The following is a 20,302-nucleotide window of genomic DNA, read 5'->3' on the forward strand; positions in this document are numbered from 1 at the left end:
ATCCTGCATGCCTCCAGTTCATCCGATCACCATTCGCGACGTGGCGAAACGCGCCGGGGTCTCTGTCGCGACCGTCTCCCGGGTACTCAATCATAGCGCGTTGACCAGCAAAGAGACGCGCGAGCTGGTGCTGCAGGCGGTGGCGGAGTTGGGCTACCGCCCCAACGCCAATGCACAGGCGTTGGCGACCCAAAGCAGCGATACCTTGGGCGTGGTGGTGATGGACGTGTCCGATCCGTTCTTCGGTGCGCTGGTGAAAGCGGTAGACACGGTGGCGCAGAAACACCACAAATATCTGCTGATCGGCAACAGCTATCATCAGGCGGACAAAGAGCGCCATGCGATCGAAGTGCTGATCCGTCAGCGCTGTAACGCCCTGATTGTTCACGCCAAAGCCCTGAGCGACGCCGAACTGATCGGCTTTCTGGAGCAGGTGCCGGGCATGGTGCTGATCAATCGGATTATCCCCGGCTATGAGCCGCGCTGCGTTGGGCTGGATAACGTCTGCGGCGCCGAGATGGCGCTACGCCTGTTGCTGTCGCAGGGCCATCGGCGCATCGGCTATCTGGGTTCCAACCACCCGATCGAGGACGGGCCGCTGCGTCAGCAGGGTTACGCACAGGCGATGGCCGCCGCCGGGCTGGCGACGCCCGACAGCTGGCGCGCCTATGGTTCGCCGGATCTGCAGGGCGGCGAGGCGGCGATGGTGGAGCTGCTGGGGCGCAACTTACAGCTAAGCGCGGTGTTCGCCTACAACGACGCCATGGCCGCCGGTGCCATGGCGGTACTGAAAGAAAACGGTATCACTGTGCCGCAGCATTTCTCGCTGATCGGCTTCGACGACATTCCCATCGCGCGCTACACCAGCCCCAAACTCACCACGGTGCGTTACCCGATCGTTTCGATGGCCACGTTGGCGACCGAGCTGGCATTACAGGGCGCAGCTGGCCTGACGGAGCCGCAGGCCGAGCATCTGTTCATGCCGACGCTGGTGCGCCGCCATTCCGTCGCTCCCTGGCAAAGTGAGGCGACGGTCACTCTCTGACGATTTTGTCTTGTGTAACCGTTTTCAATCTGTGAGAAAATTCACAGATTATTAACATCACGCCGTCTATGCTCTAGGCGTTTTCCGGCGCAAAGGCCCTTGCCGCTGTAACCTTTATCTCGCGCTGACGCAGCATTTCTCGGAAATAACAAGATCCACGGACGACAGGTGTTGAGTGGAAATCGCCTGGCCTGGGGTGTGCGCACTGCCGGTGACCATTGGCTCAAAGACGAGTAATACCCTACACAGAACCGGAGACTGACAATGAATAAGAAGGTTTTCACCCTGGCCGGCCTGGCCGCAGCCATGATGTTTGGCGCCGCAGCCCATGCTGATACCCGTATTGGCGTCACGATTTACAAATACGACGACAACTTCATGTCGGTGGTGCGCAAAGCGATCGAAAAAGACGCCAAGGCCTCGCCGGACGTCACCCTGCTGATGAATGACTCGCAGAACGACCAGTCCAAACAGAACGACCAGATTGACGTGCTGTTGGCCAAGGGCGTGAAAGCGCTGGCGATCAACCTGGTCGACCCGGCCGCGGCGCCGGTGGTTATCGATAAGGCGCGCGCAAACGATATCCCGGTGGTGTTCTACAACAAAGAACCTTCCCGCAAGGCGCTGGACAGCTACGACAAGGCGTATTACGTCGGCACCGACTCCAAAGAATCCGGCGTGATCCAGGGCGAGCTGATCGCCAAGCACTGGAAAGCCAACCCGGCCTGGGATCTGAACAAAGACGGCCAGATCCAGTACGTGTTGCTGAAGGGCGAGCCGGGCCACCCGGATGCCGAGGCGCGCACCACCTACGTGGTGAAAACGCTGAACGAGAAGGGCATCAAGACCCAACAGCTGCAGATGGATACCGCGATGTGGGACACCGCACAGGCGAAAGACAAGATGGATGCCTGGCTCTCCGGCCCGAACGCCAACAAGATTGAAGTGGTGATCGCCAACAACGACGCCATGGCGATGGGCGCGGTGGAAGCGCTGAAAGCGCATAACAAGACCAGCATTCCGGTGTTTGGCGTCGATGCGCTGCCTGAAGCGTTGGCGTTGGTGAAATCCGGCGCGATGGCGGGCACGGTGTTGAACGATGCCGACAACCAGGCGAAAGCCACTTTCGAGCTGGCGAAGAACCTGGCGGTGGGCAAACCGGCCACCGAAGGCACCCAATATAAAATCGAAAATAAAGTCGTGCGTATTCCTTACGTCGGCGTAGATAAAGACAACCTGTCTCAGTTTGTTAAATAAACGCTGAGATCCCGCTAAGACCCCGCCTGCGGCGCCAACACCAGGGATACCGCCGGCGGGGATGTTTACGACTGCAAATCGTTAAGCCAGGTGTATTTATGGCCGATAGTTCACGCGAATTTTTGCTGGAAATGACGGATATCTGTAAGTCGTTTCCCGGTGTCAAAGCCTTGGATAATGTCAATTTACGCGTCCGTCCGCACTCGATTCACGCCCTGATGGGGGAGAACGGGGCGGGGAAATCGACGTTGCTGAAATGCCTGTTCGGCATTTACAAGAAAGACAGCGGCAGCATCGTGTTTCAGGGCCGGGAAATCGATTTCAAGAGCTCGAAGGAGGCGCTGGAACACGGCGTTTCCATGGTGCACCAGGAGCTGAACCTGGTACTGCAACGCACCGTGATGGACAACATGTGGCTGGGGCGCTACCCGATCAAAGGCCTGTTTGTCGATCAGGATAAAATGCTCAAAGACACCCAGGCGATCTTCGACGAGCTGGATATCGACATCAACCCGCGCGAGAAGGTGGGTAATCTGTCGGTGTCGCAGATGCAGATGATCGAGATCGCCAAGGCGTTCTCCTACGACGCCAAGATCGTCATCATGGATGAACCGACCTCCTCGTTGACGGAGAAAGAGGTCAATCACCTGTTCACCATTATCCGCAAGCTGAAAGAGCGCGGCTGCGGCATTGTCTATATCTCGCACAAGATGGAGGAGATCTTCCAGCTGTGCGACGAGATAACGGTGCTGCGCGATGGCCAGTGGATCGCCACCCAGCCGCTGGAAGGGCTGGATATGGACAAGATCATCGCCATGATGGTCGGCCGCTCGCTGAGCCAACGTTTCCCCGACAGGCAGAACACGCCGGGTGAAGTGATCCTCGAGGTGAAGAATCTGACTTCGCTGCGCCAGCCCTCGATCCGCGACGTTTCCTTCGATCTGCATCAGGGCGAGATCCTCGGCATCGCCGGGCTGGTGGGCGCCAAGCGCACCGATATCGTCGAGACGCTGTTCGGCATTCGCGAAAAGGTGGCGGGTACTATCAAGCTACATGGCAAGGCGATCGACAACCACAGCGCCAACGAAGCGATCAACCACGGCTTTGCGTTGGTGACCGAAGAACGGCGTTCCACCGGGATTTACGCTTACCTCGACGTGGGCTTCAACTCGCTGATCTCCAATATCCGCAATTATAAGAACAAGCTCGGCCTGCTGGATAACGCGCGAATGAAGAGCGACACCCAGTGGGTGATCGACGCCATGCGGGTGAAAACGCCGGGGCATCACACCCATATCGGTTCGCTGTCCGGCGGCAACCAGCAGAAGGTGATCATCGGCCGTTGGCTGCTGACGCAGCCGGAGATCCTGATGCTGGATGAACCGACGCGCGGCATCGACGTGGGCGCCAAGTTCGAGATCTATCAGTTGATGACCGAGCTGGCGAAGAAGGGCAAGGGGATCATTATCGTCTCGTCCGAAATGCCGGAGCTGTTGGGGATCACCGACCGCATTTTGGTGATGAGCAATGGTCAGGTTGCGGGCATCGTTAACACCAAACAGACCTCGCAAAATGAAATCTTACGTCTCGCCTCCCTGCACCTTTAAGGATCGGAATTATGAACGCGCTAAATAAAAAAACCTTATTTACCTATTTCAAGGAAGGCGGCATTTACGTGGTGTTGCTGGTGCTGTTGGCCATCATCATCATTCAGGACCCCACCTTCCTCAGCCTGATGAACCTGAGCAACATCCTGACGCAGTCTTCGGTGCGCATCATCATTGCGCTGGGCGTGGCGGGGCTGATCGTCACCCAGGGCACCGACCTGTCCGCCGGGCGCCAGGTGGGGCTGGCAGCGGTGGTGGCTGCGACGCTGCTGCAATCGATGGATAACGTCAACAAAGTGTTTCCGCACATAGAAACCTGGTCGATTCCCCTGGTTATTCTGCTGGTGTGTGCGGTCGGCGCGGTGATCGGCCTGGTCAACGGCTTGATTATCGCCTATCTCAACGTGACGCCGTTTATCACCACCTTGGGCACCATGATCATCGTCTACGGCATCAACTCGCTGTATTACGACTCGGTCGGCGCTTCGCCGGTCGCCGGCTTCGATCCGAAGTTCTCCACCTTTGCCCAGGGCTTCTTGCGCTTCGGTGACTTCAAACTGTCGTACATTACCTTCTATGCGCTAATAGCCATCATATTCGTCTGGATCCTGTGGACCAAGACCCGCTTCGGCAAGAACATCTTCGCCATCGGCGGCAACCCGGAAGCGGCCAAGGTGTCCGGCGTCAACGTGCCGTTGAACCTGATCATGATCTATGCGCTGTCCGGCGTGTTTTACGCCTTTGGCGGCCTGCTGGAAGCGGGGCGCATCGGCAGCGCCACCAACAACCTCGGTTTTATGTACGAGCTGGACGCCATCGCCGCCTGCGTGGTGGGCGGCGTCTCGTTCGCCGGCGGTGTGGGTACGGTGTGGGGCGTGGTGACCGGGGTGATCATCTTCACCGTCATCAACTACGGTTTGACCTATATCGGCATCAACCCGTACTGGCAGTACATCATCAAGGGCAGCATCATCATCTTCGCCGTGGCGCTGGATTCGTTGAAATACGCCAAGAAGAAGTAGCTGTTTGGCTTCGCAGACAACAAGGCCGGCATATTGCCGGCCTTTCTTGTTGGGCATTGCGCGTCAGGGCTGTTTAGCTTTCTGCTTCTCTTCTTTCAGCTTGTGCTCCAGCTCCACCAACTGTTCCGGCGAGACGGCGGGATACCCCTGGGCGTCTTCCGGCACGGTGTGCATGGCGGAGATCGGGATCAGCGGGCCGAGGAAGCGCGGCTCGCGCTTGAGGATGTACAGATCGGTCAGTGCGCCCAAGCGGGCGAAGATCTCGCGAGCGCGCACCGTCATCATGTCTTTCGGCGACGGCACCGCGTAGCACTGCGCTTGAATCCCCATGTGCAGGGCGATAAACAGCGCCCGCTCGCAGTGGAAGCGTTGGGTGATGATGATGAAGTCGTTGGTGTCGAACACCTTGCGGGTGCGCACGATGGAATCCAGGGTGCGGAAGCCGGCATAGTCCAGCACGATATCGCTCGGCGCTACGCCGGCGGCGATCAGATCGCGCCGCATGGTCATCGGTTCGTTATAGCTTTGCTGGGCGTTGTCACCGCTCAGCAGCAGGTATTTCACCTTGCCGCTGTTATAGGCGTTGATCGCCCCCTGAATGCGGTAACGGTAATACTGGTTGATCACCCCGGTGCGGTAATACTTGGCGGTGCCGAGTACCACGCCGACCTGGCGGTGCGGCAATTCCTGCAGTTCGTCGTAGACGTAAGGCGCGGTTTTCCAGCTGATCCAGCGATCGAGCGCAATAGCCGAGCCCATCAACACCGCAATGATGATGAACAGGCTGATTATCAGGCGTTTCCACATGTTGTTGCCTTACGCGCGCCGGGCTGAAAAAGATGGATCAAGGCTACTTTACCTGACCGGGCGACGCAAGACGCGAACCGCCTGAAGCACGCGCTCCGCCGCATTTTTCGGCGGTTTTACCGCACAAAAAAGCCCGGCGGAGCCGGGCTGGGTCATTTCAGCGCGCCGATCAGAACGAGGTGCGCTTGTAGCTGCGGTACTGCGGTCGCCAGAAGTTGTGCTCGATGGCTTTCGACAGCGCGTCTTCGGAGGTGACGATCGCCACGCCCTGCAGCTGCGCGGCTTTGCCCACTTCCATGGCGATGCACTTCGACACGCCCTGAATATCGTCGATATTCGGCAGCAGCGCGCCGTGGCCGTCGGTAGCCAGCGGCGAACAGTCCGCCAACGCGCGGCTGGCGGCCATCAGCATGGAATCAGTGACGCGGGTGGCGCCGGAGGCCAGCACGCCGAGGCCGATGCCCGGGAAGATGTAGGAGTTGTTGCACTGGGCGATCGGGAACAGCTGGTCTTTATAGCTCACCGGGGCGAACGGACTGCCGGTTGCCACCAGGGCGGCACCGTCGGTCCAGTTGATGATGTCTTCCGGACGGGCTTCCACGCGTGAGGTCGGGTTGGACAGCGGCATCACGATAGGGCGTTCGCAGTGCTTATGCATCTCGCGGATCAGCTCTTCGGTAAACAGCCCCGGCTGGCCGGACACGCCGATCAGAATGGTCGGCTTGGCGTTGCGCACGACGTCCAGCAGCGAAATGGCGTCGCTGGCGGTTTCCCAGCCGGCGAGATTGTCGCTCTTCTGCACCAGCTTGCTCTGGAAATCGAGCAGGTTCGGCAGCTTGTCGGTCAGCAGGCCGAAACGGTCGACCATGAATACGCGGGCGCGCGCTTCGTCTTCGCTCAACCCTTCGGACTTCATCTGCGCGATGATCTGCTCGGCGATGCCGCAGCCGGCGGAACCGGCGCCGAGGAAGGTGACGGTTTGATCGCGCAGCTGGCTGCCGGCGGCGCGGCTGGCGGCGATCAGGCTGCCGAGGGTGACCGCGGCGGTGCCCTGGATGTCGTCGTTAAAGCAGCAGATCTCGTCGCGGTAGCGGTTCAACAGCGGAGTGGCGTTGTTCTGCGCGAAGTCTTCGAACTGCAGCAGGACGTTCGGCCAGCGGCGTTTGACCGCCTGAATAAACTCTTCGACGAAGGCGTGGTACTCCTCGCCGGAGATGCGTGGATGGCGCCAGCCCATGTACAGCGGATCGTTGAGGCGCTGCGGGTTGTTGGTGCCGACGTCCAGCACCACCGGTAGGGTGTAGGCCGGGCTGATGCCGCCGCAGGCGGTGTACAGCGACAGCTTGCCAATTGGAATCCCCATGCCGCCGATGCCCTGATCGCCCAGGCCGAGAATGCGCTCACCGTCGGTGACCACGATCACCTTGACGTTCTGCTTGGTGGCGTTTTGCAGCATGTCATCGATGCGATCGCGGTTCGGGTAGGAGATGAACAGCCCGCGCGCGCGGCGGTAGATATCGGAGAAGTGTTCGCAGGCCTCGCCGACGGTCGGGGTGTAGATGATCGGCATCATCTCGCTCAGGTGCGAGTCCAGCAGGCGGTAGAATAGGGTTTCGTTGGTGTCCTGGATGTTGCGCAGGTAGATGTGCTTATCGTTATCGTTCTTGAAATCCTGATACTGACGGTAGGCGCGTTCCACCTGTTCTTCGATGGTCTCCACCGCTTCCGGCAGCAGGCCGTGCAGGTTGAAGTGGCTACGTTCTTCCTCGGTGAAAGCGCTGCCTTTGTTCAGCAGCGGAAATTCCAGCAGAATTGGGCCGGCGTAAGGGATGTAGAGCGGGCGTTTGCTTTCGTATTCTAGTTCCATCAGTTTTACTCTTCACGTATCAGATAACTTTATTGCCGACGATCCTAAAAGATAAAGAGCAGATGTACAGCATTTGTTGCCAGATGATGAACCAGGTTGGCGTAATTATCGACAATCAAATGATTTTTTAACTAAATAAAGTGTCTGCGGCGGCATCGGGGCATTGTATTTGGCGGGCGGGGCTGTTAGCGGCGGAACCGGATGGCTCCGCCGTGGTGCGCTTAGAACGCGGTGCGGCTGACGTTCTGGCAGCCCAGCGCCGCCAGGGTGGCGCGGGTGGCGTCCCATTGGCTGATGATCGCGTCCTGCGGTTCGGCCAGCACGGCGCGGCGGATGTTCTGGCAGTCGCCGCCGGAGAGGTTCAGCAGGATCAGCGCGGCCTGCAGCGGCGGCAGGCTCGGGTTGAAGGCGGCGTTTTCCGCATAGCGGCCGGCGTAGATGTTGCCGTCTGCCGTTTCCAGCGCCACGCCGCTATGGGCGCGGCTGTATGGCGCGTGGCTTCGGTTGGCCGCCGCCAGCGCCGCTTGCGCCAGCGCATCGTTCAACGCCAGCTGATGGCCGTGATCGACCTCGTCCATCAGCAGTGAGGCGACATCCAGATCTTTCGGGCCGAAGGCGTCCGGCAGATAGTCCGCCAGCGTGGCCGGCGCGCGGCCCGGCAGGCGGATTTGCAGCTCGCCGCCGCTGTTCAGCTCATTCATAAACTGGCGGCAGTGGCCGCACGGCGTGTAGTTGACGGTGACCGAGGCCAGCGCTTTTTCGCCGCGCAGCCAGGCGTGCGTCACCGCACTCTGTTCCGCATGCACGGATTGCTGCAGTGGCGCGCCGCTGAACTCCATATTGGCGCCGAAATAGAGATTGCCGCTCTGCCCGCGCGCGATGGCGCCGACGTGGAAATGCGATATCGGGGTTAACGAGCAGGCCGCCGCCAGCGGCAGCAGAGCGAATGCCAGCGCGTCATCGTCCAGTCCGCAGCCTGAGCGGATCGCCGCCGCTTGCTCGGCCGTGAACATCGCCGGAAAGTCGGACGCGTCCAGATAGGGCTGCAGGGCGGATTGCAGTGTCGCGGGCAGTGCGCTGAAAGCGGTGTGAAAACGCGGATGCATAGAAGGTCTCTCTACAGGTTAACGGGATAACATTCTAGGCAGCGCGGTAACATTAAAGTGTGACCAATATCTCTTAATTGATGAAATCAATGCAATGAAATACATAAATGCGAGATGTATCGCAAGTTTAATCCTGTTTAACCGAACAGGTGCAGCAGCACCGGGAACAGAAATGGCGCCAGCAGTGAGGTGATGATGCCGCAGATCACCAGCGCCAGCGAGCCGAAGGCACCTTCCTGGTAGTCCATCTCCGCGCAGCGCGCGGTGCCCAGCGCGTGAGATGCGGTGCCCATCGCCAGGCCGCGCGCCGAGTGGGTGGTGATTTTCAACAGGTTGAACAGCGTATGGCCGAACACGGCGCCGAGGATGCCGACGAAAATGACGCAGACCGCGCTGATCGCCGGAATACCGCCGAGCGAGTCCGCGACGGCCATGGCGATTGGCGTAGTGACCGATTTCGGCAGAATAGAAGCGGCGATTTCCGGCGTAGCGCCCAGCCACAGGGCGATGGCGCCGCCGCTGATCATGGCGGTCAGGCTGCCGATGAAGCACACCGCGATAATCGACTTCCAGCGCGCGCGAATTTGGTGCAGCTGCTCATACAGCGGGAAGGCCAGCGCGACGACCGCCGGCTGCAGCAGATCGTTGAGGATCCTGCTGCCCTGAAAATAGCGCTCATAGGGGATACCGGTGAGCAGCAGCAGCGGGATGATCACCGCCATGGACACCAGCAGCGGGTTGAGCAGCGGCATGTTCAGTTTGCGCGCCAGCCAGCGCGCGGCGAAATAGACCGCCAGCGTCAGCGGCAGCGACCACCAGATTTCATGGATCATGGGTTGCCCTCCGTATCGTCGGGCTTACCGACGATGCGGCGCTCGCGGTGGAAATAATGTGAGGTATAGCCGACCACCACCAGCACCATTAGCGTGCTGATGAGGCAAGAGATAACCAGCGGGCCCAGGTGCGCCACGATCTGGTCGTAGTATTTCATGACCCCGACGCCGATCGGCACGAACAGCAGCACCATATAGCGGATCAGTAAATGGCAGCCGGGTTTAACCCACTTGGCCGGCAGGATCTGGGTGGAAAGCAGGGCGAACAGCAGCAGCATGCCGAGGATGCTGCCGGGAATGGCGAACGGCAGCAGCGCCGCCAGCGCGTTGCCGACGAACAGACAAAGGTAGATGAGGAGCAGGGCCCTGAGGTATTTCCAGCACAGTGTGAGCACGTTGGCCATTGTCTTTTCCCGTTTAACTGATGCATTCATCATACAATTAAACTGTGAGCCATGCCACAGATCGCACCATGAATTCTCGCTATGGCCGCCATGCACGATCGTTGGGTTGACAGCCTGGATTAAGTGTAGCGCGCCGGATTAAGGTGCATCTTCAGCCGCCGTCGCCTGTTCCGCCAGCCGATGGCCGAGGAAGAAAAACAGCAGGCTGAGCAGCGCGGCGACGATCAGCATTACGAACATCAACGGCGGCGCGGCGTAGCTGAGCAGCACCCCGCACAGCACTGGGTTGATGGCGCCGCCCAGCGCGCTGAGGTTCTGTACCCCATAGTAGCTGCCTTTCAGGTGCGGCGGCGCGATAAAGTCGATGAACATGTATTCCACCGGGATAACGATGATTTCGCCGAGGGTAAACACCGCCATCGCCGCCAGCCACAGCCAGACCGCCTCGCCGGCGACCATAAAGCCGAGCAGCCCGACGATGAAAAACAGCGTGCCCAGCGCCAGCCAGCGCAGCATGTTTTCCTGGCGCATGCCGCGACTGAGCAGGTATTGCAGGGCGATGACGATGCTGGCGTTGACGATCATCACCAGCCCGATGATTTTGTAGGCGAACTCGGCGCTGGAAACGGTGATCAGGTACTGCGACAGATAGCCGGTGAACTGTCCGAACACCACGGCGCCCAGGGTGCTGCCGAGGGTGAAGTAGATCAGCCGGCGATCGCTGCGCAAGATGGTCAGCGTCTGGCGGAAGTTGGGTAGTGAGGCTGATGCGGCGATAGGGGCTGCGTGCTGTTCCCGCCCGCGCAAGCGCAGGCTCAGCGCCGCCACCGTCGCCAGCGCCAACCCACCCGACAGGTAAAACGGCAGCAGCGGGTTGAGGCCGGCCACCAGTACGCCGAGCGCCGAGCCGATCGCCCAGCCGACGTTGACCAGCGTGTAGTTGATTGAGAAAGCCTTGATGCGCTGCTCGACCGGCAACCAGTCGGCGAAGCAGGCCTTGATGGTGATGCTCAGCACCGAATAACAGGTGTGCAGGATCGCCAGCACCACGATCACGCCGCCGGGGCGCGGGATCCAGGGAATGGCGAAGAAGCTGAGCGAAAACAATAAAATCGACAGCAGGATCAGGCGATTTTTGCTGAATTTGTCCACCAGATAGCCGCCGTACAGGCTGGCGATGATGCCGAGGGTGAGGCTGACGCCCAGGAGCACGCCCACGCTCTTCGGCAACAGGTGGAAATGCTCGGTAAGGTAGATGGTGATGAACGGCAGCGTGACGCCGCGACCGATGGTCAGCACCAGCGAACTGGCCAGCAGCACGTTAATCTGCGAGGGGAATCCCTTCATTCGAAACCTGTTTATGCATACAGTTATTAGGCGATGCAAATAACATAGCGCATTTTGGCGGGGACGGAAGGGGGAGGCCGATAATTAGTTGAAAAACAGAGGCTGCGTCGGCAGCCCCGTGAAAAACAGCATTATTTACCGTGTTCTGCCTGTAGCGTGGCGAACCACGGCTGAACGAAATCGCTGCTGCTGCCCCAGCCGGGGATGATCTTCGCCAGGCCGGCGACGTTGACCGGCCCCGGCTGCGCCAGTAACAGCGCCTGCGGAATGACCGTCGCTTTGAACTGATAGTTGTCCGGCGTGCTTTCTCCGGCGATTTTGTTGGCCACCAGGCGCAGGTTGATCGCGCCGATCAGTTTCGGATCCACCGCGACGCTGACCTGCCACGGGCTGTCGGCCTCACGCATTAGCTGCAGATCCTGGTTGGAGATATCGATACTGTACAGTTTGATTTCGGTGCGTCCGTTCTCTTTCAGCGCCTTGTAAGCCCCTTGGGTAAAGGCATCCCAGGTGCCCCAGATGGCGTCTATCTTGCCTTTCGGGTATTTCGCCAGCACCGCGCCCACCTTGTTGGCGGTATCGCCCTGTACGTCGGATGAGACCGCGCCGATCGATTCCAGCTCATGAATGCCCGGATGCTGTTTCAGCAACTGCTGATAGGCGGCCTGGCGGCGCTCCATCGGCGGGAAGCCGGCCACCCAGAGTTTGATGATGTTGGCCTGGCCGTTGAAATCTTTCACCAGCTGGCCGAAGGAGGCGTTGGCCAGCGAAGCGTCGTCCTGCTGCGAGACGGTGACGCCGGGAACGCTGCCGCCGACGTCGGTATCGAAAGCCGCGACGGCGATGCCGGCCGCCGCGAGGCGTTTGACCAGATCGGTGGAATAGGGGGCTCGCCCCTGCGAGAGAATGACGCCGTCATATTTCTGGCTGATGGCCTGGTTGACGAAGTCCTGGAAGCGCGCGTCGTCGCCGTTGCTGAGGAAGGTATCCACCTTGAAGCCCAGTTTGCGCCCTTCCTGAATGGCGCCCGCCAGAAATTGCGTGGTGTTGTCGTCGGAACCGAGATTACGGATCACCGCGATGCGCACCGGCCCCTGATGCTGAGCGATGGCAACCGGCACGGCGGCCTGTTCCGCCGCCTGCAGCGGCAGAGCGGACAACAGGCTGAGGGCGAGTAGCGAAGTCTTGAGATTTTTCATTATTATAGGCTCCAAAAAAGCAGGGAAACGGTCCCGGTGAAGGTCTGTTATAGCAGTCTTTCTGTCTGGACGTCTATTTGTTGTTTCGGAGCATCATAGCCGGATGCGGCGGGTGTGGGAATCAGGGCGGTTATGACTTTTTCTTAATGCTTATAACCCTGAGTTTGGGGCAATAAAAAAGGGCCGAGCAAGCTCGACCCTTGAAACCGCGCGTTAGTGCGATTACTTGACCTGCATGCCAGGCTGCGCGCCGCTGTCCGGGCTCAGCAGGAAGATCTCTTTCCCGCCAGGGCCCGCCGCCATCACCATGCCTTCTGACACGCCGAAGCGCATTTTGCGCGGCGCCAGGTTGGCGACCATGATGGTCAGACGGCCTTCCAGCGCCTTCGGATCCGGGTAAGCGGAGCGAATGCCGGAGAAGATCTGGCGCGATTCGCCGCCCAGATCCAGCTGCAGCTTCAGCAGCTTGTCGGAGCCCTCGACGAAGTCGGCGCTCTTGATCAGCGCGATGCGCATGTCGACCTTGGCGAAGTCGTCGAAGGTGATGGTTTCCTGGATCGGATCGTCGGCCAATGGACCGGTCACCGGTTTGGCGGCGGCCATGTCTTCCTTCGAGGCGTTGACCATCTCGCTGACCTTGTCCAGATCGATGCGGTTGAACAGCGCTTTGAATGCGTTTACCTGGTGACCCAGCAGCGGCTGCGGGATCGCGTCCCAGCTCAGCTCGGCGTTGAGGAACGCTTCGGCGCGTTCGGTCAGCGAAGGCAGCACCGGCTTCAGGTAAGTCATCAACACGCGGAACAGGTTGATGCCCATCGAGCAGATGGCCTGCAGATCGGCGTCGCGGCCTTCTTCCTTCGCCACCACCCACGGTGCCTGCTCATCCACATAACGGTTGGCCAGATCGGCCAGCGCCATGATCTCGCGGATCGCGCGGCTGAACTCGCGGCCGGCGTAGGCTTCGGCGATGCTCTGCGCCGCGTCGACGAAGGTCTGGTACAGCGCCGGATCGGCCAGGCTGTCGGCCAGCTTGCCGCCGAAGCGCTTGTTGATAAAGCCGGCGTTGCGTGAAGCCAGATTCACCACCTTGTTGACGATATCGGCGTTCACGCGCTGCACGAAGTCTTCCAGATTGAGATCGATGTCATCAATGCGTGAAGAGAGCTTGGCGGCGTAGTAATAGCGCAGGCAGTCGGCGTCCAGATGCTGCAGGTAGGTGCCGGCCTTGATGAAGGTGCCGCGCGACTTGGACATCTTGGCGCCGTTCACCGTCACGTAGCCGTGCACGAACAGGTTGGTCGGTTTGCGGAAGTTGCTGCCTTCCAGCATCGCCGGCCAGAACAGGCTGTGGAAGTAGACGATGTCCTTGCCGATAAAGTGATACAGCTCGGTGGTGGACTCTTTGCGCCAGAATTCGTCGAAGTCCAGATCGCCGCGCTTGTCGCACAGGTTCTTGAAGGAACCCATGTAACCGATCGGCGCGTCCAGCCAGACGTAGAAGTATTTGCCCGGCGCATCCGGGATTTCAAAGCCGAAGTAAGGCGCATCGCGGGAGATGTCCCACTGCTGCAGGCCGGATTCGAACCACTCCTGCATTTTGTTCGCCACCTGCTCTTGCAGCGCGCCGGAGCGCGTCCACGCCTGCAGCATTTCGCTGAAGGCCGGCAGATCGAAGAAGAAGTGTTCGGAGTCGCGCATCACCGGCGTCGCGCCGGAAACCACGGACTTCGGATCGATCAGTTCCGTCGGGCTGTAGGTGGCGCCGCACACTTCGCAGTTGTCGCCGTACTGATCCGGCGATTTGCATTTCGGGCAGGTGCCCTTCACGAAACGATCCGGCAGGAACATGCCTTTCTCCGGATCGTACAGCTGAGAAATGGTGCGGTTCTTGATAAAACCGTTTTCTTTCAGGCGGCTGTAAATCAGGGTGGACAGCTCACGGTTTTCATCGCTATGGGTCGAATGGTAGTTGTCATAGCTGATGCCAAAGCCGGCGAAATCCTGTTGGTGCTCCTGGCTCATCTCCGCGATCATTTCTTCCGGTTTGACGCCCAGTTGCTGCGCTTTCAGCATGATCGGCGTGCCGTGCGCGTCGTCCGCGCAGATGAAATGCACTTCGTGGCCGCGCATTCGTTGGTAACGCACCCAGATATCCGCCTGGATGTGCTCGAGCATGTGGCCGAGATGGATGGAACCATTTGCGTACGGTAGCGCGCACGTCACCAATAATTTTTTCGCGACTTGAGCCATAGTGAGAACTTGCTTTCTGTAATGAATAAAAGGGCCTTCGATGTTAACCGATCGCGCCCTTCGCTGCTAGGGCGGTTTCTTACAGGTTATACGCGCCAGCTACCGGGCAGTTCTGATATGCTTAGCCAGAAGCGACTCATTCAAAATCAAGGAGCCGGGATGAACGCAAAATCCCCTGAGCAGACCAACCCCGAAGTTCTGCGCGCCCTGGTGACCGGTGTACTGGCCGCCTTTGAACACCCGACGTTGAAAAACAACCTGACTGCGCTGAAGGCTATTCATCACTGCGCATTATTGGACGATGTACTGCATATCGAACTGACGATGCCGTTTGCCTGGCAGAGCGGCTTTGAAGCGCTGCAGGCGAGCGTCGGCCCTGAGCTGCTGCGCGTGACCGGCGCCGCCGCCATCGACTGGAAGTTGAAACACGACATCACGACGCTGAAACGCGCCAACGGCCAGGCCGGGATCAAAGGCGTGCGCAACATCATCGCCGTCAGCTCCGGCAAAGGCGGGGTGGGGAAATCCAGCACCGCCGTCAACCTGGCGCTGGCGCTGGCCGCCGAAGGCGCCAAGGTCGGTATCCTTGACGCCGACATTTACGGCCCGTCAATCCCGAACATGCTGGGCACCGAACATGAGCGACCGACCTCGCCGGACGGTCAGCACATGGCGCCAATCATGGCGCACGGCCTGGCGACCAACTCCATCGGTTATCTGGTGACCGACGACAACGCCATGGTGTGGCGCGGCCCGATGGCCAGCAAGGCGCTGATGCAGCTGCTGCAGGATACGCTGTGGCCGGATCTGGATTACCTGGTGCTGGACATGCCGCCGGGCACCGGCGACATCCAGCTGACGCTGTCGCAGAACATTCCGGTGACCGGCGCGCTGGTGGTCACCACGCCGCAGGATATCGCCTTGCTGGATGCCGCCAAGGGCATAGTGATGTTCGAAAAAGTGCACGTGCCGGTGCTGGGCATTGTCGAGAACATGAGCGTGCATATCTGCAGCAACTGCGGCCACCATGAGCCGATCTTCGGCACCGGCGGCGCCGAGAAGCTGGTGCAGAAATACCACAGTCGTCTGTTGGGTCAGATGCCGCTGCATATCTCGCTGCGTGAAGACCTGGATCGCGGTACGCCGACGGTGATCAGCCGCCCGGACAGCGAATTCGCCGAGATGTATCGCCAGCTCGCCGGCCGCGTAGCCGCGCAGATGTACTGGCAGGGCGAGGCGATCCCGACGGAGATTGCGTTCCGCGCGCTGTAGCTGTAATTGACAAGAGGCTCATGGACAAATCCCGGGCTCCCGGGATTTTTTATTGAGCTGAGCGTGAGTTGAGGGTGTTATAAGCGACGGGCACGTTGGCATGCATATCTTCACGTGTAAAAGGCTTATCTATCGGCGCGATGTTGACGGCGATAAACTCCAGCAGTCCCTGGGTCGGGGCTATCGTGCCGTTGTTGATCAACAACAGAGGAAGCAGCAGGGCGGCTGCGATCTTTCGGTATGACAGTGCTGGCGGTGCAATGTTGCGCTGCAGCCATAAAAATGTGCTGCTGGCGGCAACTCCCAGTGCGAGGCCGCTGACAACCTCTGAAACGGAGTGTACGTGTATAGCCAGACGAGAGTAGCCTATCAACAGCGCCAGCACGTAACCGCTCAGCACGGCTGTTTTGCGCACGGCAGTGGAGAAGCGACCGGTTAGTAGCCACATCATCACTGGCCAAATGCTGGCGGAAAGTGCGGAATGACCGCTAAAACCAGTGAAATCCAGTTCACGAATGCCGATTCCCCAGCCCATAAAGGCCAGTTTGGATGTGCACACGATGGTGCCTACGCCACCGAACAACAGCGCCCATTGGGCTGTCTGCTTCCAATCCTGGCAGACAAACACCAGGATAGCGAAAACAATGATTCCGGAAGGCAGCAGTAACATGCTGTCGCCGAAAAAGGTCAGGGAATACCAATCCATTACGAAAAAACCTTCATGAGAACAACGAGCGGTGGTGTATTCTAGGTTGCTTTCAGACCTTTATAGATAAAAGGTCTTCTAAGCAGGAAGCGCGGCATAGTACTCCGAACGATAAAAAATAAGTAGAGTAAAAGTTCTGAAAAGCGGAGTTTGATTTCCGGTATAGCCTAAAAAAGAACGGGAAAAGATGGCGTTTAGACATTGTTAAATGCTGGCGCAAACCCCGATGACTCCCTATAATTGTCGCGTTTTAGTTCCCCCCTTCACATTACGAAATCAGGTCTTTAATTTTATGACTGACAATCCGCATCAGTGCGTCATTATTGGTATAGCTGGCGCATCTGCCTCCGGAAAAAGCCTTATTGCCAGCACGTTGTACCGCGAACTCCGCGAACAGGTCGGCGATGAGCACATCGGCGTTATCCCAGAAGACAGTTACTATAAAGACCAGACTCACCTGACCATGGAAGAACGGGTCAAAACCAACTATGACCACCCGAGCGCCATGGATCACAATCTGCTGTTCCAGCATCTGCAGATGCTGAAGGCCGGCAAAGCGATCGAACTGCCGCTGTACAGCTACACCGAACACACGCGCAAGAAAGAAACCGTCCACCTGGAACCTAAAAAAGTGATCATTCTGGAAGGGATCTTGCTGCTGACGGATATTCGTCTGCGTCAGGAGATGAACTTCTCGATCTTTGTCGACACGCCGCTCGATATCTGCCTGATGCGCCGCATGAAGCGCGACGTCAACGAGCGCGGCCGCTCGATGGATTCGGTGATGGCGCAATACCAGAAGACCGTGCGCCCGATGTTCCTGCAGTTTATCGAACCTTCCAAACAATACGCCGATATCATCGTCCCGCGCGGTGGCAAAAACCGCATCGCGATCGATATTCTGAAAGCCAAAATCAGCCAATTCTTTGAATAATGCCGCTTAATGGCCGGAAATGTGCATTTCCGGCCGACGGCCAACTATTTGCAGCCCGGCGTAGACCTTTCGCCCGTTGTGTGGCAATTTTTGTTTAGTTACGCGTTTTGATGGAGAAGAAACACATGAGACTGTGCGACCGCGATATAGAAGCCTGGCTGGATAGCGAGAAACTGGTGATTTCCCCGCGTCCGCCGCTCGAACGCATCAACGGGGCCACAGTAGATGTCCGTTTGGGCAATCAGTTCCGCGTGTTCAGTGGCCATACTGCGCCTTTTATCGATCTCAGCGGGCCGAAAGATGAAGTCAGCGCTGCGTTGGATCGCGTGATGAGCGACGAAATTGTCCTGCCGGAAGGCGAGGCGTTTTTCCTCCATCCCGGTGAGCTGGCCCTGGCGGTGACGTTCGAATCCGTGACGCTGCCGGACGATCTGGTGGGTTGGCTCGACGGCCGTTCTTCCCTGGCGCGTCTGGGATTGATGGTGCACGTCACCGCGCACCGTATCGACCCAGGCTGGCATGGGCGCATCGTGCTGGAGTTTTACAACTCCGGCAAGCTGCCGCTGGCGCTGCGGCCGGGGATGCTGATCGGCGCCTTGAGCTTTGAGCCGTTGTCCGGCCCGGCGGCCCGGCCGTACAACAGCCGCCAGGATGCTAAATATCGCGATCAGCAGGGCGCAGTAGCCAGTCGAATCGACAAGGACTAACGGCGCGGGATGCACCGTCGGTGTGGCGCTGACAAGAGGGTGGCATGAGAAGATTACTGACGACATTGGCGATTTTGCTGGTGGTAGTGGTGGCGGGAATGTCCGCACTGGTGCTGCTGGTGAATCCGAATGATTTTCGCGGTTATATGGTCAAGAAGGTCGAGCAGAAAAGCGGTTATCAGCTGACGCTCGAAGGCGATCTGCGTTGGCATATCTGGCCGCAGCTCAGCATTTTGGCCGGGCGCATGACGCTGACCGCGCCGGGCGCCAAGGCGCCGGTGGTCAGTGCGGAAAACATGCGCCTCGATGTCAAACTGTTGCCTCTGTTGTCGCATCAGCTGTTTGTGAAACAGGTGATGCTGAAAAACGCCGTCATTCGCCTCACGCCCGACAGTGAAGAACATTCGCAGGTGGATGCGCCGATAGCTCCGGCCGGCAGCGGCACTGACGCGGCAGACGCGGCCTGGAAGTTTGATATCGATGACTTGCGGGTCGTGGACAGCCTGCTGATTTGGCAGCGCGCCGACAACGATCAAATCAATGTTCGGGACATCAATCTCACCCTGCAGCAAACGGCGAAACGGCAGGCGCAGCTTGAACTGTCCAGCCGGGTCAACCGCGATCAGCGTGACCTGACCTTCAGCATGGCGGCCGATGTCGACCTGCAGCAGTTCCCACACCAGATCGGCGCCAAAGTGACCCAGTTCAATTATCAACTGGCCGGGGCGGACATTCTTAACGGCGGCATTCAGGGCGAGGGCAATGCCCAGGTCGTCTATCAACAGACGCCGGCGCAGATTGCCGTCAGCCAACTGAACGTCAGCGCCAACAACAGCCAGTTGGCCGGCGATATCAGCGCCACGCTGGGGGCGGTGCCGGGCTATGTGGTGAATCTCAATTCGGCTAACCTCGATCTCGACGCGCTTTCCGGCTGGCAATCCAGCAGCAATACTGCCGAGCAACCGGCCGTGACTGCCGCCCCGGTGATCGCGAGCCAGGTTGACGATCGGCAGCAGAATTTAGAGGCGCTGCGCGATTTCAATGCGCAGTTGAACCTGCAAGCGGCGCAGTTGACCTATCGCGGAATGAATGTCACCCAATTGGCCGTTACCGCGGACAACCAACGCGGTCTGTTGACGCTGCATAAGCTGGCCGGGCAATTGGCCGGCGGAGATTTCTCCTTGCCGGGAACGCTGGATGCGCGCGGCAATAAACCGGTCATCAGCGTGCAGCCGACGCTGAACCAGATTGAGCTGGGCACGGTGCTCAAAGCTTTCGACATGCCGCAGATGCTGACCGGCAAGTTCAGCATGAAAGGGGATTTGACCGGCGATCGCCTCTCTTCACAGTCATTTGAGCACCGCTGGCGTGGTACGGCGCAGCTGGCGATGCAGGATGCGCAACTGCACGGTTTGAACATCCAGCAGCTGATCCAACAGGCCGTGGCGCGCAATGACAACAGCGTGCGCGGTCAAGACAGCTATCAGCGCTATACCGAAGTCAAAAGCGTTTCGGCGCAGGCTACCCTGAACCAGGGCACGGTCAAACTCAGCGGCCTGACGGCGGATTCGCCTTTGCTGGCGCTGACCGGCACCGGCAGCATCGATATGCCGGGCAAACAGTGTGATATGGCGCTTAACGTGCGCGTCACCGGCGGTTGGCAAGGGCGCGGCGAGCTGATCGAACAGCTGCAAAAAACGCCGATCCCGCTGCGGGTCTACGGGCCGTGGCAACAGCTGAATTATCAATTGCAGGTCGATCAGGTGCTGCGTAAAACGCTGCAGGATCGGGCCAAGGATGCGCTGAACAAGTGGGCTGAAAAGAACAAGGATTCGCGCGAAGGCCAGGATCTGAAAAAGCTGCTCGACAAACTCTAATCATCCCTGATGCGGGCCGTCTTGTGGCCCGCATCAATATCGACATTTCCCGTGAATATTTC

The 20,302-nt window shown here is 59.0% G+C and carries 17 protein-coding genes; 8 read left to right on the forward strand and 9 right to left on the reverse strand.

Going from position 1 to position 20,302, the window contains the following annotated elements; genetic code table 11:
- The first annotated feature begins 7 nt into the window (after positions 1-7).
- The 4 genes from galS to mglC all read left to right on the forward strand — a co-directional run bounded on the left by galS (position 8) and on the right by mglC (position 4,931).
- Positions 8-1,045, forward strand: a complete 1,038-nt coding sequence (gene galS / locus AAIE04_RS03520; protein ID WP_498576496.1) for an HTH-type transcriptional regulator GalS — start codon at positions 8-10, stop codon at positions 1,043-1,045.
- 264 nt (positions 1,046-1,309) lie between these two features.
- Positions 1,310-2,302 carry a galactose/glucose ABC transporter substrate-binding protein MglB gene (gene mglB / locus AAIE04_RS03525; RefSeq protein ID WP_498576497.1) on the forward strand — a complete coding sequence of 331 codons (993 nt, stop codon included), beginning with the start codon at positions 1,310-1,312 and terminating at the stop codon, positions 2,300-2,302.
- Between the two features lie 98 nt (positions 2,303-2,400).
- The gene (gene mglA, locus AAIE04_RS03530; RefSeq protein ID WP_019454418.1) at positions 2,401-3,909 is read left to right on the forward strand and encodes a galactose/methyl galactoside ABC transporter ATP-binding protein MglA; all 1,509 of its coding nucleotides are present in this window, start codon (positions 2,401-2,403) and stop codon (positions 3,907-3,909) included.
- Positions 3,910-3,920: 11 nt separating this feature from the next.
- Positions 3,921-4,931: a galactose/methyl galactoside ABC transporter permease MglC gene (gene mglC / locus AAIE04_RS03535; RefSeq protein ID WP_498576498.1), complete on the forward strand. Its 1,011-nt coding sequence runs from the start codon at positions 3,921-3,923 to the stop codon at positions 4,929-4,931.
- Between the two features lie 63 nt (positions 4,932-4,994).
- Here the strand turns inward: mglC and sanA are convergent, their stop codons facing one another.
- From sanA to metG, 8 genes are all read right to left on the reverse strand, one after another.
- Positions 4,995-5,738 carry an outer membrane permeability protein SanA gene (gene sanA, locus AAIE04_RS03540; RefSeq protein WP_004938948.1) on the reverse strand — a complete coding sequence of 248 codons (744 nt, stop codon included), beginning with the start codon at positions 5,736-5,738 and terminating at the stop codon, positions 4,995-4,997.
- Between the two features lie 169 nt (positions 5,739-5,907).
- A complete protein-coding gene (locus AAIE04_RS03545; RefSeq protein WP_063919060.1) occupies positions 5,908-7,605 on the reverse strand; it encodes an NAD-dependent malic enzyme in 1,698 nt (565 codons plus the stop codon).
- A 221-nt stretch (positions 7,606-7,826) separates the two neighbouring features.
- Positions 7,827-8,711 (reverse strand): cytidine deaminase, encoded by an 885-nt coding sequence (gene cdd, locus AAIE04_RS03550; RefSeq protein ID WP_019454416.1) that lies wholly within the window; start codon positions 8,709-8,711, stop codon positions 7,827-7,829.
- 137 nt (positions 8,712-8,848) lie between these two features.
- Positions 8,849-9,544, reverse strand: a complete 696-nt coding sequence (locus AAIE04_RS03555; RefSeq protein ID WP_063919061.1) for a CidB/LrgB family autolysis modulator — start codon at positions 9,542-9,544, stop codon at positions 8,849-8,851.
- Entirely contained in the window at positions 9,541-9,948 is a 408-nt protein-coding gene (locus AAIE04_RS03560) for a CidA/LrgA family protein (RefSeq protein ID WP_019454414.1), read from the reverse strand. Before AAIE04_RS03560 ends, AAIE04_RS03555 begins: the two co-directional genes overlap by 4 nt.
- A 138-nt stretch (positions 9,949-10,086) precedes the next feature.
- Entirely contained in the window at positions 10,087-11,295 is a 1,209-nt protein-coding gene (locus AAIE04_RS03565; protein WP_498576499.1) for an MFS transporter, read from the reverse strand.
- Positions 11,296-11,426: 131 nt separating this feature from the next.
- Complete coding sequence (locus tag AAIE04_RS03570; protein ID WP_498576500.1) at positions 11,427-12,494, reverse strand: sugar ABC transporter substrate-binding protein; 1,068 nt, start codon at positions 12,492-12,494, stop codon at positions 11,427-11,429.
- A gap of 222 nt (positions 12,495-12,716) precedes the next feature.
- On the reverse strand, positions 12,717-14,744 hold the full coding sequence (gene metG, locus AAIE04_RS03575) for a methionine--tRNA ligase (protein ID WP_025159975.1): 2,028 nt from the start codon (positions 14,742-14,744) through the stop codon (positions 12,717-12,719).
- A gap of 159 nt (positions 14,745-14,903) precedes the next feature.
- Between metG and apbC the strand changes: the two genes are divergently transcribed.
- Positions 14,904-16,016 carry an iron-sulfur cluster carrier protein ApbC gene (apbC, locus tag AAIE04_RS03580; RefSeq protein ID WP_019454410.1) on the forward strand — a complete coding sequence of 371 codons (1,113 nt, stop codon included), beginning with the start codon at positions 14,904-14,906 and terminating at the stop codon, positions 16,014-16,016.
- A gap of 49 nt (positions 16,017-16,065) precedes the next feature.
- Here the strand turns inward: apbC and AAIE04_RS03585 are convergent, their stop codons facing one another.
- A complete protein-coding gene (locus tag AAIE04_RS03585; RefSeq protein ID WP_498576501.1) occupies positions 16,066-16,722 on the reverse strand; it encodes a phosphatase PAP2 family protein in 657 nt (218 codons plus the stop codon).
- 292 nt (positions 16,723-17,014) lie between these two features.
- Between AAIE04_RS03585 and udk the strand changes: the two genes are divergently transcribed.
- The 3 genes from udk to asmA all read left to right on the forward strand — a co-directional run bounded on the left by udk (position 17,015) and on the right by asmA (position 20,240).
- A complete protein-coding gene (gene udk / locus AAIE04_RS03590; RefSeq protein WP_004938922.1) occupies positions 17,015-17,656 on the forward strand; it encodes a uridine kinase in 642 nt (213 codons plus the stop codon).
- A gap of 125 nt (positions 17,657-17,781) precedes the next feature.
- Positions 17,782-18,363: a dCTP deaminase gene (gene dcd / locus AAIE04_RS03595; protein WP_019454407.1), complete on the forward strand. Its 582-nt coding sequence runs from the start codon at positions 17,782-17,784 to the stop codon at positions 18,361-18,363.
- Between the two features lie 44 nt (positions 18,364-18,407).
- A complete protein-coding gene (gene asmA, locus AAIE04_RS03600) occupies positions 18,408-20,240 on the forward strand; it encodes an outer membrane assembly protein AsmA (protein WP_197667392.1) in 1,833 nt (610 codons plus the stop codon).
- Positions 20,241-20,302: the final 62 nt, after the last annotated feature.

The organism is Serratia sp. Ae19-1, from assembly GCF_059801225.1.

Coding starts and splice junctions, on each gene's coding strand:
- galS (WP_498576496.1), top strand. CDS start 8: ATGCCTCCAGTTCATCCGATCACCATTCGCGACGTGGCGAAACGCGCC.
- mglB (WP_498576497.1), top strand. CDS start 1,310: ATGAATAAGAAGGTTTTCACCCTGGCCGGCCTGGCCGCAGCCATGATG.
- mglA (WP_019454418.1), top strand. CDS start 2,401: ATGGCCGATAGTTCACGCGAATTTTTGCTGGAAATGACGGATATCTGT.
- mglC (WP_498576498.1), top strand. CDS start 3,921: ATGAACGCGCTAAATAAAAAAACCTTATTTACCTATTTCAAGGAAGGC.
- sanA (WP_004938948.1), bottom strand. CDS start 5,738: ATGTGGAAACGCCTGATAATCAGCCTGTTCATCATCATTGCGGTGTTG.
- AAIE04_RS03545 (WP_063919060.1), bottom strand. CDS start 7,605: ATGGAACTAGAATACGAAAGCAAACGCCCGCTCTACATCCCTTACGCC.
- cdd (WP_019454416.1), bottom strand. CDS start 8,711: ATGCATCCGCGTTTTCACACCGCTTTCAGCGCACTGCCCGCGACACTG.
- AAIE04_RS03555 (WP_063919061.1), bottom strand. CDS start 9,544: ATGATCCATGAAATCTGGTGGTCGCTGCCGCTGACGCTGGCGGTCTAT.
- AAIE04_RS03560 (WP_019454414.1), bottom strand. CDS start 9,948: ATGGCCAACGTGCTCACACTGTGCTGGAAATACCTCAGGGCCCTGCTC.
- AAIE04_RS03565 (WP_498576499.1), bottom strand. CDS start 11,295: ATGAAGGGATTCCCCTCGCAGATTAACGTGCTGCTGGCCAGTTCGCTG.
- AAIE04_RS03570 (WP_498576500.1), bottom strand. CDS start 12,494: ATGAAAAATCTCAAGACTTCGCTACTCGCCCTCAGCCTGTTGTCCGCT.
- metG (WP_025159975.1), bottom strand. CDS start 14,744: ATGGCTCAAGTCGCGAAAAAATTATTGGTGACGTGCGCGCTACCGTAC.
- apbC (WP_019454410.1), top strand. CDS start 14,904: ATGAACGCAAAATCCCCTGAGCAGACCAACCCCGAAGTTCTGCGCGCC.
- AAIE04_RS03585 (WP_498576501.1), bottom strand. CDS start 16,722: ATGGATTGGTATTCCCTGACCTTTTTCGGCGACAGCATGTTACTGCTG.
- udk (WP_004938922.1), top strand. CDS start 17,015: ATGACTGACAATCCGCATCAGTGCGTCATTATTGGTATAGCTGGCGCA.
- dcd (WP_019454407.1), top strand. CDS start 17,782: ATGAGACTGTGCGACCGCGATATAGAAGCCTGGCTGGATAGCGAGAAA.
- asmA (WP_197667392.1), top strand. CDS start 18,408: ATGAGAAGATTACTGACGACATTGGCGATTTTGCTGGTGGTAGTGGTG.